We start from the raw sequence: 14,828 nt of genomic DNA on the forward strand, positions 1-14,828 counted from the left end.
GCGCCGGGTTCGGCGAGTGTCCGCCACAATACTGATCGCCGATTAAGGGATACCCGTTCGATGCGCCGACTGTTTGCTCTACCGCTTCTTGCTTCCATCGCCCTCGTCGCCTGCGGCGGCTCGGACAGCGCCGACAGTGCCGAAGAGACAACGACCGCCGCGCCGACTGAAACCGCCGCGCCAAGCGCCAGCGAGCAGGCCGACGCCGCGCCCGCCAGTGAACGCGTTGTCGCGGCGCCGGAAGGCAGCCAGGCGGGCAACGCCATGGTGCTGGGCAGCCCGGATGCGCCCGTGAAGATCATTGAATATGCGTCGGTCGTCTGCCCCGCCTGTGCCTATTTCCACACCGAAGTCCTGTCGGGCGTGAGGGCCGATTATATCGACACCGGCAAAGTCTCTATCGAGTTCCGTGAGTTTCCGACGAATCCGCAGAACCTGGCCTATGCCGGTTTCTATCTGGCGCGCTGTGCCGCCACGCAGAAAGGCTCTCCCGCCTATTTCAAAATGCTTGGCACCCTGTTCGAACGCCAGCGTGAGTGGGCCTATGGGCCGACCCCCGGTGCCGTGCTCGAAAATATCGCTGCCCAAGCCGGGATCAATCGTGAAGGGCTTGAGGAGTGCTTCTATCGCGAAGACGTCAAGTCGGCCGTGAAAGCCAACATCGTCTCCGGCCACGAAGAATTCGAAGTCAGCAAGACGCCGACCCTGTTCATTGATGGCGAGGAAATCTCGTGGGGCAAGTCGGCAGAGGAATTCGCCGAGATCCTCGACGCCGAACTGGCCAAGAAGGCTGAACAGTAAGCTTTTCCTCGAACGATCAATCAGAGCGCGTCCCTCGGGGCGCGCTTTTTCGTTGTCGTTTGTTATTGTTGCTCTTGACCAAAGAATCGCCGCAGCAAGTCTGTTAACCTGCCGTTAACAGGTGTTGCGAAAGCTTTAACGGCATCACCACACGCATGATCAAGGCTGACCCGGATGGACTTTCAGAAACTGCGGCTGACAGGATTCAAATCCTTCGTTGAACCGACCGATTTTGAGATCCGTCCCGGCCTGACCGGCATTGTCGGGCCGAATGGCTGCGGGAAGTCCAACCTTCTTGAAGGCCTGCGCTGGGTGATGGGTGCGACCTCTGCCAAGGCGTTGCGCGCCGGCGGGATGGAAGACGTCATCTTCTCCGGCACTGGCACACCGGACCGCCCCGGCCGTCCGGGCCGCAGCTGGGCAGAGGTGTCGCTTGAGATCAGCAATGAAGACCGTACGGCCCCGGCCGAATATAACGAGCATCCAACGCTCGAGGTCTCCCGCCGGATCACCAAGAAAGCAGATGGCACTTCTTCCACTTACCGGATCAACGGCAAGGAAGTGCGCGCCAAGGATGTCCAACTACTTTTCGCCGATGCGGCAACCGGCGCCAACTCCCCGGCCCTCGTCCGCCAGGGGCAGGTCTCGGACCTGATAAACGCCAAGCCGGAGAACCGGCGGAAATTCCTCGAAGAGGCGGCGGGCGTTACCGGCCTCTATCAGCGTCGGCATGAGGCGGAGCTGCGGCTTAAGGCGGCGTCCACCAATCTTGAACGGCTTGATGATGTGACGGGCGAGCTTGAATCCCAGCGGCAGGTCCTGTCGCGGCAGGCGCGCCAGGCGACGCGCTATCGCAATATTGCCGGCCACCTGAAAAAGGCGGAGGCGCTGCTGGCCTATGGTCGCTGGAAGGAAGCCGCCGACGCCGTTACCGCGTCCGAAGAAAACCTGAAGACTGTGCTTGCGGATCTGGAGCAGGCGGTGCGCGCCGCGGCCTCCACCAACGCTGAGCGGGAAAAACAGCACGACCTTGTCGAGCCCCTGCGCCAGAAAGAGGCAGAGGCCGCGGCGGCTCTGCACCGCCTTGAGGTTGAACAACAGAACTATGATCGCGAGGTCGCGCGTGCCAAAGCGGATCTTGAACGGCTTGTTCAGACCAAGGAGCGCCTTGAGCGCGAGCTGGCCCGCGAAAAGGATCTGGGCAGCGACGCCGCCCAGGCTCTTGAAGCGCTGGCCACGGAAGAAACGCAGCTCAACGATCGGGCAGCATCTGAAAAACAACGGCTCGATGATGCCGAGCGTGAGGTCAATGCTGCACAGGAACGGCTGAACGGCGCCGAGGCAGAAGCCGAGAAGGCCCAGTCTGTGCTGGCGCAGGCCGAGGCTGAGCGTCGGGCACTGACGTCGGCTGCGGAACGTGCCCGTCAGGGTGTGGCGCGGCTGCAGGGCGATCTTCAGCGGGCGGAGCAGGAAAAAGCGTCTTTTGAGGCGCAAGGCTCCAAGTCCGAAGAGATCGCGCAGAAAGAAGCGCGCCTTGCCGAGGTCACGGCTGCGGCAGAAACAGCCGCCGCTGCTCTTGAGCGCGCAACCGCGGACCGTCGCCGTGCCGAAGAGGCTCTTGAGGGCGCCCGCGCGCCGCGCGATGCGGCCATGGCCGAGGTCAATGGCATTCAGGCCGAAGTTGATACCCTGCGCCGAATTCTTGCCGCCTCAGAACCAAAGGGCCGTGCAATCCTCGAGGATATCTCCGTGGACGAAGGGTTCGAGGGTGCCCTCGCCGCGGCTCTTGATGACGGGCTTGAGGCCGGTGACGATGCCGAGGCCGATCAGCACTGGTCGCCTCTCGGTGCCGAAGAAATGATGGCGCAGGCACTGCCTTCCGGCGCGCAATCCCTTGCCGGTCATGTTCGGGCACCCGCCCTCCTGTCGCGCAGACTGAAAATGATCGGTGTCGTGACGGCTGAAGAAGGCGCAGCGCTGGCCGCCGGATTGGCCCCTGGACAGCGTCTGGTGTCTCGCGAAGGCGACCTGTGGCGCTGGGACGGCTACGTCGCCAAGGCGGGCGCCAAGACTGCCGCCGCCCTGCGCCTCGAACAGAAGCGCCAGCTGGCCGCGCGCGAAGCCGATCTGGAAGCAGCGTTTGAACGCCGCGATGCCGCCGAACAGGCGCTGGGCACGCACAAGGCGGATCTGGTGACCGCGACCGCGCAGGTGGCCGAAGCGCGCAAGATGAATGACGAGGCTCGCCAGGCCGCCATCACGCTTGAGCGGGATATTAACCGTCTGTCCGCTGAGGAACAGAAGCGTCAGAGCCGCAGCGAAGCGATCAGCGCGCGCGTGGCGGATGTGCAGGAACGGCTGACCATCGCCGAGGCAGAAGCAAATGAGGCGACAGGCAAACTCGAGGGGCTGCCAGACCTGTCGCGCCTGCAGGACGCTCTGGCTACGGCACGCCGCGACCGCGACGACGCCCGCAACCAGAATGGCCGCGCCCGCGGCATTCGCGCTGACCTGCGCCGAGAGGCAGACGCCCGGCTTGCGCGCCTGCGCCAGATTGCCGAGCAGCGCGATGGATGGATCAAGCGCAAGGAAACGGCTTCTGAGCGCACCCAGATGGTCGTTCAGACCCATGAGGAGACGGTCGCGGCGCTCGCCAAGGCAGAACGTGTGCCTGCAGAGCTCGAGGAACGTCGCGAGACGCTCGCCGAAACCCTTGCCGCCGCGGAGAGCCGCCGGCGTCATGCGGCCGATCAGCTGGCCGGGGTACAGTCGAGCCTCGTGGACGCTGAACGCGCCGCGCGGACGGCGAGCGAAGCCGCAAGCCTGGCGCGCGAGACAAAAGCGCGTGTTGAAGCCCAGGCTGAAGCGGCCCGTGAACGTCTGACCCTTGCCGTTGAGCGAACGCAGGAAGTGCAGGAGGGTGATCCGAAAGACTTGCTGGTTCTTGCCGAACACGGCGCTGATGACGCCCTGCCCGACCATGACAGCCTTGAGTCCAAGATCAACAAGCTGAAGGCCGAACGCGAAGCGCTGGGCGGCGTTAATCTGTGCGCGGATCAGGAAATGGAAGAGATTGACGGTCGTCTCTCCGAAATCGCCACCGAGCGGGAAGACTGCGAAGCGGCGATCGCCAAGCTGCGCGGTGCCATTGGCGGGCTGAACCGGGACGGTCGCCAGCGTCTGCTCGATGCCTTTGACACTGTAAACAGCAACTTCCAGCGCCTGTTTGTTGAGCTGTTTGGCGGCGGTCAGGCCGAGCTGCGCCTGGTCGACAGTGACGACCCGCTTGAGGCCGGTTTGGAGATCTTCGCCTCACCGCCGGGCAAAAAGCTCTCCTCCATGTCGCTCATGTCAGGGGGTGAGCAGGCACTGACCGCCACCGCGCTGATTTTTGCCGTCTTCAAATCGAACCCGGCGCCTGTCTGTGTCCTCGACGAGATTGATGCGCCCCTCGATGATGCCAACACGGACCGCTTCTGTGCCATGCTGGCCCGCATGGCGCAGGAGACGAACACGCGCTTCATCGCCATTACCCACCACCCGTTGACCATGTCGCGCATGGACCGGCTGTATGGCGTGACAATGATCGAACGCGGCGTCAGCCAGCTGGTCAGTGTCGATCTTGCCGAGGCGGAAAAACTGGCAGCCTGATGGATCAGAAGGGCTTCAACGCATTCTGCGACGCCCTCCCCACCACGACCTATGTCTGCCAATGGGGCGGTGCCGATGTGTGGAAGGTCGTGGACAAGGTTTTTGCCATGGGCCGCGACAATGGCGATCTGTTCGCCATCACCTTCAAGGTCACTCCAGAGCAGTTTGCCCTGATGGCCGATGAGCCTGGCCTTCGCGGTGCGCCCTATCTCGCCTCGCGCGGGATGAGCTGGATCCAGCACTATGCCCGACCCGGCCTCGCAGACGACGAACTAAAGGCCTATATCGCCGCGTCCCATCGTCTCGTGGCCGCCGGGCTCAGCCAGAAAAAACAACGGGCGATGGGCCTTCTCCCATGACCGATTGTGTCTTTTGCAGCGCAGCGAGAACCCCATTGAGGCTCATTTTGAGCATATCGCCCGATCCGAGGCCCCGAACCCGCTCGCAAGAGTTGACGGCCCCATCAGGCGTGGTTAGACCCCCGCGGAATTTGATCACGGATGCGGAGCACTTCCGCGCATTTCCGCCATGACTGACGACGACCCTTCCCGGCATGATGATGCCACCGAAGACTTCGACGAACGTCTGAAACGCGGCCGTCAGAGAGCGGGTCTTGACCCGAAGGACGAGGTTAGCGCTGGCCAGGGAGCGGGCGAAGGTCTACGCATCGCGATCGAGTTTGTCGTCAGTACCGTCGTCGGGGCCACTATCGGTTTCTTCATCGGAAAACTGGCTGGCAATCATGCAGTGGGATTGATTATCGGGCTTTTGATCGGCTTTGCCGCAGGGATGCGAGGCATCTGGCGGGAAGTGAAAAAAAGTTCGGGATCGTAAGACAAGGTGAGAACGGCAATGGCCGATTTGGTAACTGAAGCACTGGGCTATGTGATGCGCTCACTGCTCAACGATCCTGCCCGTGTGGCCGGACCGCTCGAGCAGTTCGAGATCCGCAAGATCATTCCCCTGCCAACGGATCCGAGCGCCCTTGACCTGTCGATCACCAACTCCACCCTGTGGATGGCCATCGGCCTTGGTGTTGCCGTGCTGTTTCTGACCGTGGCGACGCGCAAGCTCTCCCTGATTCCCGGCGGGACCCAGTCGCTGGCCGAGATGGCCTACGAGTTCATCGCCAAGATGGTCCGTGACGCCATGGGGACCGAAGGGCGGCCGTACTTCCCCTTCGTCTTCACGCTGTTCCTGTTCATTTTCCTGTCCAACTTCCTCGGACTGCTGCCAACCATTCCAGGCACGCCTGACGGCTTTCACGTTTTCACGCCCACCAGCCACATCATCGTGACCTTCATGCTGGCCTGTATCTCGGTCGGGCTTGTAGTGGTCATCGGCTTTATCAAGAATGGCCTTGGCTTCCTGCGCCTTTTCGCCCCTGCCGGTGTGCCGTGGTGGCTGTTGTTTCTGATCGTGCCGATTGAGGTCGTGTCGTTCATCTCGCGCCCGATCAGCCTTGCTGTCCGACTGTTCGCCAACATGCTGGCCGGGCACATCGTCCTGAAAGTGTTTGCCGGTTTTGCGGCGAGCATGATCACCGCCGGCGGCGTGATTTCGATCTTCGCCTTCCTGCCCATGATCGGCATTGTCGGCGTCTTCCTTCTGGAAATTCTCGTGGCATTTCTGCAAGCATTCGTGTTTGCGATGCTGACCTCAATCTATCTTCAGGATGCGCTGCACCCAGCCCACTAGAAGACAGACCTAAAGTTCACCGGTGACCGGCGACGTCGGCGCCCAACTAACGTTAGAAAAACGGAGACTACAATGGACGCGGAAGCAGCGAAATATATTGGTGCCGGCCTGGCCGTTCTGCCCCTTCTGGGCGTTGGCCTTGGCCTCGGTATCCTGTTCGGGAACTACATGCAGGGTGCCTTCCGGAACCCATCAGCAACGGCTGGCCTGTCCGGCACGTTCTACATCGCCTTCGCCCTGACAGAAGCCACGGGCCTCTTCGCCCTGGTCGTCGCGGTTCTGATCCTCTTCTCGTAAACCGGGAACAGTTCAAGCGTCCTGTTGGCGGCAGCCGCGTCTGCTGGCCGACAGGACGTTTTTTATACGCTTGGATAGATACTCATGGTCTTTCGTCGTTTGACCCTCCTTATGGGCGCGAGCCTTCTGTCGACCGGATCGGCATTCGCCGCCGCCTCTGCAGAAGCAGAACATTCAGCCGGCCTGCCGCAGCTGAACACCGAGACCTATCTCAGCCAGGTCTTCTGGCTTCTGATCATTTTTGTTTCGCTGTACGTCCTGTGCAGCAAGATCTTCCTGCCCCGCATTGGCGGCGTGATCGAAGAGCGCCGCAACCGGATCGCTGACGATTACGACCAGGCCGCAGAATTCAAGCGCCAGGCCGAATCGGCCGAGGCGACCTATCTGAAGGCCCTCGCCGACGCCAAGGCCCGCGCGGCCCAGATCGCAGCTGAGACCCGGTCATCCCTCGACGCTGAAATCGCCGAGATGGAGGCAGAGACGGATCGTCAGCTCGAAGCCGACATTCATGCCGCAGAACAGCGTATCCACGCGACGGCCGAACTGGCCGCGCAGGGGATCCGCGACGCAGCCAAAGACACCACCAAAGCCATTGTGGCCGCCCTGATCGACGAGACGCCTTCCGATGACGTCGTCGAGGCCGCCCTGTCCCAGCTGGGAGCCTGATCATGCGCGTCACTACATCTGACATGCTGGAATTTTTCGTCCAGGACGACGACCACAACGACACCTATGGTGAGTTGACCGGCGGCCAGAGTGTCGCCGAGGAAATCATCGACGTGCCCGCCGATGAGTACGGCTCGATCCTCATGGACAGCAATCTCTGGGTCCTGATCGGCTTCCTCATCGTTATCGGTATCATGCAGTGGCAAAAAGTGCCGAGCATGCTCGGCGGGATGCTGAAGCGTCGGGCGACCGAGATCAGCGACCAGCTGGATGAAGCCCGCTCCCTGCGCGAAGAGGCGCAGAAGCTGCTCGCCGACTACCAGAAGCGTCAGCGCGAAGCCGAAGATGAAGCCGCAAGCATCATCGAGCAGGCCAAGGAAGACGCCAAGAACATGGCCAAAGAGGCCCGCGCCAAGCTGGACGAACAGCTGACCCGCCGCAAAAAAGCCGCGACCGATCGCATTGCTCGCGCAGAGGCCCAAGCCATCAACGAGATGCGCGCCAAGACGGCGGATCTCGCCATCGCCGCAGCGCGTGAGATCATCGCCAGCCGTGTGGATGAACGCGCGCAGACCGCGCTGATCGACAAGTCCATCGCTGATGTTCGCGGTCGGCTGAATTAACGCCTGCCGTTTCAACTGCTGGCGGGTTTCAGATCACGCCCTTCGAGAGTAGCCTCCGTATCATCGATACGGGGGCTTTTTTCATGTCGTTCTTCCGCCGTCTGGCTATCGCCACCATTCTCTCTGCGACCAGCGGTACCACCGCTGTCGCCGGGACGTTGATCCTTGACCAGACGACATTGCAACGGGATGCCGGCCGCGTCTCGGGCCTTCTGGGGTCGCCAACAGGCAATGCAAACCACCTCCTCGTCGTTGAGCAGGAGTTCAACACGTTCGGCAAAGGCGGTGTCCGTATCTATGATCGGAGCACCGGGACCTTCGCCGCCCAGCCGTTTCTCAGCGTCGATCTGGGCGCGGGCGTCATGCCGTTTAATAATGGCGTGCAGTCGGTCGCCTTTGCCCCGGACTATGCAACCTCGGGCCTCGTCTATGTCAGTTATGTGGACAACGCCTCGACCCATCACGTGGTCGAGTTCACCGTCGACAATCCGCTGACGGACCTGTCGGTCAATCCTTCAAGCGCAAGAGAGATCCTGACCCTGCCGCAACCGGATGGTTCGACAGGGTCAGGGCATTATGGCGCGTGGCTCGGTTTCAGTCCTGCAGACGGTCATCTTTACGTCACCACGGGCGATCGCGAGACGGTCCTTGCCGATGGTCTGACCCAGGACCCGGCCAACAGCCTCCTGGGCGCTGTCCTGCGCATTGACCCCACGGGCGATGCCTATCCCGATGATCCGACCCGGAACTATTCGATCCCGGTGGACAATCCATTCGTTGGCGAGGACGGGCTGGATGAAATTTATGCCTATGGCTTTCGCAACCCGTTCACGGCGACAGTCGATGCCTCCGGCACCCTGCTGGTCGCCGACGTGGGCGAAGCAAATTTTGAAGAGATCAACGTCCTTGTCGCGGGCGGCAATTATGGCTGGCCGGTCCGCGAGGGGCTGCAGGCGACCGGACAGACCGTGGACCTGAGCACCATCGGCACCCTGACAGACCCGCTCTATGCCTATGGGCATGGCGACGGTCCGTTCGACGGTGTCGCCGTGATCGCAGGCCCTGCCTATGAAGACGGTCCGCTGGATGCGCTTGAAGGGCAGTTCATTTTCGCGGATTTCACCAGGAAGGTCTTTGCCTTCGATCTCGACGCCTCCGGCGCGCCGGATGTGTCGCTGCTCGAGCTTCTTTACACGGATGGCAGCTTTGACCAGCTGCTCAGTATCGTCGCGTTCGGCCGGACGAGCGATGGCACGCTGTTCATTGGCGACAATTGGGGTCGCATCTATGAAGTGGTGGATGCGATCATGGATACGGTGCCCCTGCCGCCAGCCGCCATTCTGTTTATCAGCGGCGCCTTTGGGCTTGTCTACTGCCGTCGTCGCGCCTGATCATCTGCGCCAGGACGGCGATGGCCTGCGCGCAAAGCAGAAAGGCCAGTGGTATGGACCCGCTGACCGCCAGGGCGCGGGTGGCATTCTGCCCCTGCGCCGATAGCAGCGCGCCTGCCGTAACGGCGGCCAGGACCAGCCCCCAGAAAATACGCTCGGCCACGGGAGGCTCCTCGCGCGCTGACGAAAACATGGCCAGCACATAGGCGCCGCTATCGGCGCTCGTCAGCACGAAGACAAACACGAGAAGAAGCGCGATGGTCTGTGTGAGCAATGGCCATGGCAGGTGAGAGAGCACGGCGTAGGTCGCCGCCTGCGCCGTCCGGAAATCGGTCACGCCAAGGTCAGCGCCGCTCGCGCTCAATGACAGGGCGGTCCCGCCGAACACCGCGAACCAGATCAGTGTCACCACCGACGGGACCAGCACAACACCCGTCATGAAGGTCCTGACGGTCCTGCCCCGGCTGATCCGCGCAATGAACACGCCCACGAACGGCGTCCACGCCACCCACCAGAGGAAATAGGTCAGGGACCAGTCCCGCGTCCATTCTCGCGCTGCCTCCGGGGCGCGGAGCGAGGTGGAGAGAGAGATGAAATCCTCGCCATAGGCCATGAGGCTCTCCACCAGGGTGCGCAGGATGTCGGCGGTCGGACCAGCGGCCAGCACAAAGACCGCAAGGCCCACCGCGATCGCCATGTTGATATTGGAGAGGACCGCAATCCCCCGACGCAGCCCCTGCGAGGCGGAGAGGACATAGGCGATGGTCAGTGTGCCCAACAGGGTGAGTTGGATGACAATCGGATGGTCCGCTCCCCATCCTGTCAGGCGCTGCGTGCCGGTGCCCATCTGCAATATTCCCTGCCCCAGGCTGGCGACGATGCCGAATATGACCGCGAGCACGGCGATCCAGTCGATCAGGCGACGACCGCGGGATCGCAGCTGAGTGAACGGGGCGCTGGGGAGCGGCGGCCGGTCGGGTGTGACGTTCATGCCGATCGCCAGTGCGGCGACAGCGTAAATGGACCATGCGTGGATCGACCAGTGAAATTGCGTGATAGCGAGCGCGTCATGGCGCGCAGCGGCTGTGCCTGCCGACGGACCGTCCGGTGGTGGCGTCAGCGTGTGCATCAGCGGCTCGGCCGCGCCCCAGAAAACGAGGCCAGCGCCCATCCCGGCTGCGAACAGCATGGCCAGCCATGTGACCAGATGAAACTCGGGGCGCGCCTCTGGACCGCCAAGACGCCTGTTGCCGATCGGACTGAGCGCCACGCCTGCAAAGAACAGGACTGCCCCCGTTGCGATGGCGAGGGTCAGCCAGTCAAACGTCACCAGAAACTGGCCAGAGAGCCCCTGCACGAAACCGGCCGCCTGTTGGGGGGCTGCGATGCTGAGACACGCAATGATCCCGACAAGGAGATGAGGGATGAAGCGTCTAATCCGTCTGTCGTTTACGGTTTGAGCGGAGCATGACGATGTAAACGCCAATCAGGGTGAGCGCGAGCCCGAACCAGGTCAGGGCATAGCTGAAATGCCGGTTGTTGAAATCAAGCCGGGTCGTCCCCCCGCGAGGGATATCGGCACGGCCGGCATGGTCCAGGCGATCAATATAAACAGGGGGCAGGTCCTGATCGAAATAGGTCTCAAAGGAAGCCTTTCGCCGCTGATAGAAAAGGCCCTTGGTCAGATCATCCGGAGGCGCAAGAGCGCCCGCAAGCCCCCCGCCCGTTTCATAGGTCCGTACCAGACCGGTCAGCTCGACCGGCTCGCCTTCCTCTCCGTAGAGCCCGTTGGGCGTTGCCTCATCCATGGAGACGAAGCCGCGATTGACCAAAATGGCGTTCGGCTCCGCTTCAGGATCCGACAGGGTGAAGGTCGAGAAAACGTAATAGCCCGAGACGCCGCCAAGAGTGCCGACCACGCGCACTGAAGGCACTGCTCCAAAAGATCCGTTGAGCACCACCGGCCGATAGCGCGCAGCGTCAATCTCCGCCGTCGTTGAGAGGGGTACGGTTTGTAGGCTGACAGGGCTCTGGCTGACCCGCGCTTCGGTTTGCGCGATAAGATCAAGCTTCCACGACAGCCGATAAAGCTGCCAGACGCCGAGGCTGACGAGGAAGACGACACCCAACGCGACACAGACAGACAGAACCGGCCGACGGAACGGGTTCACTCCAGCCGCCCTTCCTGCGCCTTGTTCTTGTACTGCAGCGCCACCAGCACCCCTTTCATGGGGCGGAGGATGGCTGCGGTCAGAAGCGCGATCAGCAGGATGGAGACACCGAACGCGACGACGATCGGCGCATCAAAACCGAACCGCAGGATAAAGGCGACGGCGACCCCGACGAAACCGGTAATGAACATGACAAAGACCGCCGGTCCGTCTCCGGAATCGGCGGTCGAATAGTCAAGTCCGCAAGAGGGGCAGTGATCTTTCAGACCGAGATATCCTTCAAAAAGCGCACCGCGACCGCAGCGAGGGCATTTCCCGGCCAGACCCGTCTGGCTCGCGCTTAATGGAGGATAATAGTCTTCACTCATCCGTTAGCTGAGCATGCCCTGGTTACCCAGGATGTAGATCATGGCGAACAGGAACAGCCAGACCACGTCAACGAAGTGCCAGTACCAGGCCGCCGCTTCGAAACCGAAGTGACGATCAGCAGTGAACTGACCGGCGAGGCCGCGGAAAAGACAGACGATCAGGAAAAGCGTCCCGACAATCACGTGGAAGCCGTGGAAACCGGTCGCCATGAAGAAGGACGAACCGTAGATGTTGCCGCCCGAGAAGCTGAACAGACCGCCAGCGATGGCTTCGTAATATTCAACGGCTTGGAAGATCGAAAAGACAACGCCCAGCGCGATGGTCGAGACGAGGCCCCAGACAAAACCCTTCTTGTCGCCGACAGTGATGGCATGGTGCGCCCAGGTCACGGTCGTGCCCGACAGAAGGAGGATCAGTGTATTGACGAGCGGCAGGGCCCATGGGCTCAGCGGTTCAACGCCGACCGGTGGCCACTCCCCGCCCAGGGCGTGGAATTTTGCATCATTCTGCAGATAGGCGGGCAGGCCTTCCACATTCAGCATCTGCTGGCCATTGGCGAGGAAAATCGGGTCAGCCGCGTCCGGGTACAGAGAAGCGGCAAAGAACGCCCAGAACCAGGCAACGAAGAACATGACCTCGGACAGGATGAACAGCACCATCCCGTAGCGCAGGCCAATCCGGACCACGGTGCTCGTATTCTCACCGCGAATTGATTCGGCTGCGACATCACGCCACCAGCCAGCCATCGTGAACAGCACACCGCCAAGACCGGCGATAAACAGCCACGGCCCTGACATACCAAACAATTTGGTTTCGGAATACCGCCAGACAATCAAGCCCAGCATCATGACCATAGCGGTCATCGAGCCGACCAGAGGCCATGGGCTAGGGTTTACGAGGTGGTAGTCGTGTTTGACGTCGCCGGCCATGTCGCCTCAAACTTTTGGATGCGATCCGGGTATAGGCCCGGAGAAGATGATAAATGGTTGAGGCGCGAGTTAGCGCTGCGTGCCGCCAAGATCAAATACCATTTGCGAGTTTTCTGACCAATCGGACAGACAAATGGCCTCAGGCAGCCAGATCTTTGTCGTGCGTGTGTGGGCAGGTCTTTTCGATGGTCGTCTGCACGACGCGCGGGCAGCGGTGTTTGAATCGGACCATGGCGCGGTCAAAGGCAGGAAACTTTCGGCGAAGGAAACGGACAAATGCCTGCACCGGCGGGAAATATGGGGCCAGCATGGCCAACCCGAAGGCGATCATGATCAGCCCCACGGGAATCGGCAGCGGAAACATCACCAGACCGGAAACCACAAGAAGGCTTCCGAAAATCTTATGCATGAGTGCCAAGAAACCCGCCGTCACATTGTACCTGCTTGTTATCCAAGGGTGGGATTTAATCACAAAACCCGTTGATAGCAATGTACATGACAGGGATGTCAGCAATCTTAAACGGACAAATGACATTTTGCCTCATGAAGTTACCACGATTTATGATCGTCGCACCAAGGCGCGGGCACCGGCGGCAATTTGATGCGCTGACGGCGAAGCGCGGCCTCTTCTAGTCTGAGGCGTTTAGGGGCATAGAGGCGCCATGCCGTACAAATCCCTCCGCGACTTTATCGATAAACTGGAAGCCGAAGGCGAACTGGTCCGAATCACCGAACCCGTTTCGACTGTTCTCGAAATGACGGAGATCCAGCGCCGGATGCTCGCAAAGGGCGGCCCTGCCCTTCTGTTTGAGCGGCCGATTCGCGACGATGGCGTAGAGAGCCCGATCCCGGTCTTGGTTAATCTGTTCGGGACCGTGAAGCGCGTAGCCATGGCGGTCACCTTTGGCGGCAAGTCGAGAACGACCGGCGCCGAACTGCGCGAGGTGGGCGAGACGCTGGCCTTCCTGCGCCAGCCTGAACCACCCCAGGGCCTGAAGGACGCGATCGACCTTCTGCCCCTCGCCAAGCAGGTTCTTGCCATGCGGCCGGCGACGGTGAAGCGCGCGCCGTGTCAGGAAGTGGTGCTGACGGGCGATGACATCGACCTGAACCAATTGCCCATCCAGACCTGCTGGCCGGGGGAGCCCGCACCGCTCATCACCTGGCCGCTGATCGTCACCAAGGGGCCGTCCGATGCCCGTGAGGATGCGTTCAACCTCGGCATCTACCGCATGCAGCGACTGTCAAAGAACAAGACGATCATGCGCTGGCTGGCCCATCGGGGCGGCGCGCAGCACCATCAGCGCTGGAAGAAACAGGGGAAGTCAGAGCCCCTGCCGGCCGCTGCTGTCCTCGGCGCAGATCCGGGGACCATTCTGGCCGCCGTGACCCCCGTCCCAGACACCCTGTCGGAATATCAGTTTGCCGGGCTGATGCGCGGCAAGAAGGCAGAACTCGTCGACTGCGTCACCCAGCCGCTGAAAGTGCCCGCGGAAGCCGAGATCGTCCTTGAGGGGCATGTGTCTCTCGACGAGTACGCCGATGAAGGCCCCTATGGCGATCACACCGGCTACTACAATTCCGTAGAGCGCTTCCCCGTCTTTACGGTGACCGCGATCACGATGCGCCAGAAGCCCATCTATTTGTCGACATTCACAGGTCGGCCACCGGACGAACCCTCGGTGCTGGGCGAAGCGCTCAATGAGGTGTTCATCCCGCTGATCCAGCAGCAATTTCCGGAGATCGTCGATTTCTGGCTGCCGCCCGAGGGCTGCTCCTATCGCATCGCCGTCATCAGCATGAAGAAGGCCTATCCCGGCCACGCCAAGCGCGTGATGATGGGGGCCTGGTCCTATCTGCGACAGTTCATGTACACCAAATGGGTCATTGTGGTGGACGAGACCGTGAACGCGCGGGACTGGGATGATGTGTGGTGGGCGGTATCCACCAAGATGGACCCGGCGCGCGACCTGACCATCATCGAGAACACGCCGATCGACTATCTGGACTTTGCCTCGCCCGTATCAGGGCTGGGGTCGAAAGTCGGTCTCGATGCAACGGATAAATGGCCGGGTGAAACCCATCGGGAATGGGGCGAGGTTCTGGACATGGACGAGGATGTCGTTGCGAAGGTCGATGCCATGATGGAGCAGCTGGGCCTTTAACCCCCGCGACTTGAGGCAAACAAAAAGGGCGAGCCGAAGCTCGCCCTTTTTTCATTCAGCTATCCGA

15 protein-coding genes are annotated in these 14,828 nt (G+C 61.5%); 10 read left to right on the forward strand and 5 right to left on the reverse strand.

Annotation, left to right across the window (positions count from 1 at the left end):
* Positions 1 to 60: 60 nt before the first annotated feature.
* The 9 genes from RUI03_RS11820 to RUI03_RS11860 all read left to right on the forward strand — a co-directional run bounded on the left by RUI03_RS11820 (position 61) and on the right by RUI03_RS11860 (position 9,127).
* Entirely contained in the window at positions 61 to 801 is a 741-nt protein-coding gene (locus RUI03_RS11820) for a DsbA family protein (protein ID WP_317287669.1), read from the forward strand.
* Between the two features lie 174 nt (positions 802 to 975).
* Entirely contained in the window at positions 976 to 4,452 is a 3,477-nt protein-coding gene (gene smc / locus RUI03_RS11825; RefSeq protein WP_317287670.1) for a chromosome segregation protein SMC, read from the forward strand.
* Positions 4,452 to 4,811, forward strand: coding sequence for an MmcQ/YjbR family DNA-binding protein (locus tag RUI03_RS11830; RefSeq protein ID WP_317287671.1), 360 nt, complete (start codon positions 4,452 to 4,454; stop codon positions 4,809 to 4,811). The genes smc and RUI03_RS11830 overlap by 1 nt, the downstream gene beginning before the upstream one ends.
* Positions 4,812 to 4,980: 169 nt before the next feature.
* Entirely contained in the window at positions 4,981 to 5,286 is a 306-nt protein-coding gene (locus RUI03_RS11835; protein ID WP_317287672.1) for an AtpZ/AtpI family protein, read from the forward strand.
* Positions 5,287 to 5,340: 54 nt separating this feature from the next.
* Positions 5,341 to 6,150 (forward strand): F0F1 ATP synthase subunit A, encoded by an 810-nt coding sequence (locus RUI03_RS11840; RefSeq protein WP_410795946.1) that lies wholly within the window; start codon positions 5,341 to 5,343, stop codon positions 6,148 to 6,150.
* A gap of 72 nt (positions 6,151 to 6,222) precedes the next feature.
* The gene (locus RUI03_RS11845) at positions 6,223 to 6,447 is read left to right on the forward strand and encodes a F0F1 ATP synthase subunit C (RefSeq protein ID WP_317287674.1); all 225 of its coding nucleotides are present in this window, start codon (positions 6,223 to 6,225) and stop codon (positions 6,445 to 6,447) included.
* A gap of 84 nt (positions 6,448 to 6,531) precedes the next feature.
* On the forward strand, positions 6,532 to 7,113 hold the full coding sequence (locus RUI03_RS11850) for a hypothetical protein (RefSeq protein ID WP_317287675.1): 582 nt from the start codon (positions 6,532 to 6,534) through the stop codon (positions 7,111 to 7,113).
* Positions 7,114 to 7,115: 2 nt separating this feature from the next.
* Positions 7,116 to 7,736, forward strand: a complete 621-nt coding sequence (locus RUI03_RS11855; protein ID WP_317287676.1) for a F0F1 ATP synthase subunit B — start codon at positions 7,116 to 7,118, stop codon at positions 7,734 to 7,736.
* Between the two features lie 83 nt (positions 7,737 to 7,819).
* Complete coding sequence (locus RUI03_RS11860) at positions 7,820 to 9,127, forward strand: PQQ-dependent sugar dehydrogenase (RefSeq protein ID WP_317287677.1); 1,308 nt, start codon at positions 7,820 to 7,822, stop codon at positions 9,125 to 9,127.
* Here RUI03_RS11860 and RUI03_RS11865 read toward each other — a convergent pair.
* From RUI03_RS11865 to RUI03_RS11885, 5 genes are all read right to left on the reverse strand, one after another.
* A complete protein-coding gene (locus RUI03_RS11865; protein ID WP_317287678.1) occupies positions 9,084 to 10,613 on the reverse strand; it encodes a BCCT family transporter in 1,530 nt (509 codons plus the stop codon). The genes RUI03_RS11860 and RUI03_RS11865 overlap by 44 nt on opposite strands.
* Positions 10,561 to 11,298 (reverse strand): SURF1 family protein, encoded by a 738-nt coding sequence (locus RUI03_RS11870; RefSeq protein ID WP_317287679.1) that lies wholly within the window; start codon positions 11,296 to 11,298, stop codon positions 10,561 to 10,563. The genes RUI03_RS11865 and RUI03_RS11870 overlap by 53 nt, the downstream gene beginning before the upstream one ends.
* Positions 11,295 to 11,666: a DUF983 domain-containing protein gene (locus tag RUI03_RS11875; RefSeq protein WP_317287680.1), complete on the reverse strand. Its 372-nt coding sequence runs from the start codon at positions 11,664 to 11,666 to the stop codon at positions 11,295 to 11,297. Before RUI03_RS11875 ends, RUI03_RS11870 begins: the two co-directional genes overlap by 4 nt.
* Positions 11,667 to 11,669: 3 nt before the next feature.
* A complete protein-coding gene (locus RUI03_RS11880) occupies positions 11,670 to 12,596 on the reverse strand; it encodes a cytochrome c oxidase subunit 3 (RefSeq protein WP_317287681.1) in 927 nt (308 codons plus the stop codon).
* Positions 12,597 to 12,735: 139 nt separating this feature from the next.
* Positions 12,736 to 13,029 (reverse strand): PGPGW domain-containing protein, encoded by a 294-nt coding sequence (locus tag RUI03_RS11885; protein ID WP_317287682.1) that lies wholly within the window; start codon positions 13,027 to 13,029, stop codon positions 12,736 to 12,738.
* Between the two features lie 229 nt (positions 13,030 to 13,258).
* Between RUI03_RS11885 and RUI03_RS11890 the strand changes: the two genes are divergently transcribed.
* Positions 13,259 to 14,761, forward strand: a complete 1,503-nt coding sequence (locus tag RUI03_RS11890) for a UbiD family decarboxylase (RefSeq protein WP_317287683.1) — start codon at positions 13,259 to 13,261, stop codon at positions 14,759 to 14,761.
* Positions 14,762 to 14,828 lie beyond the last annotated feature (67 nt).

Source organism: Parvularcula sp. LCG005 (genome assembly GCF_032930845.1).
Taxonomy (GTDB): domain Bacteria; phylum Pseudomonadota; class Alphaproteobacteria; order Caulobacterales; family Parvularculaceae; genus Parvularcula.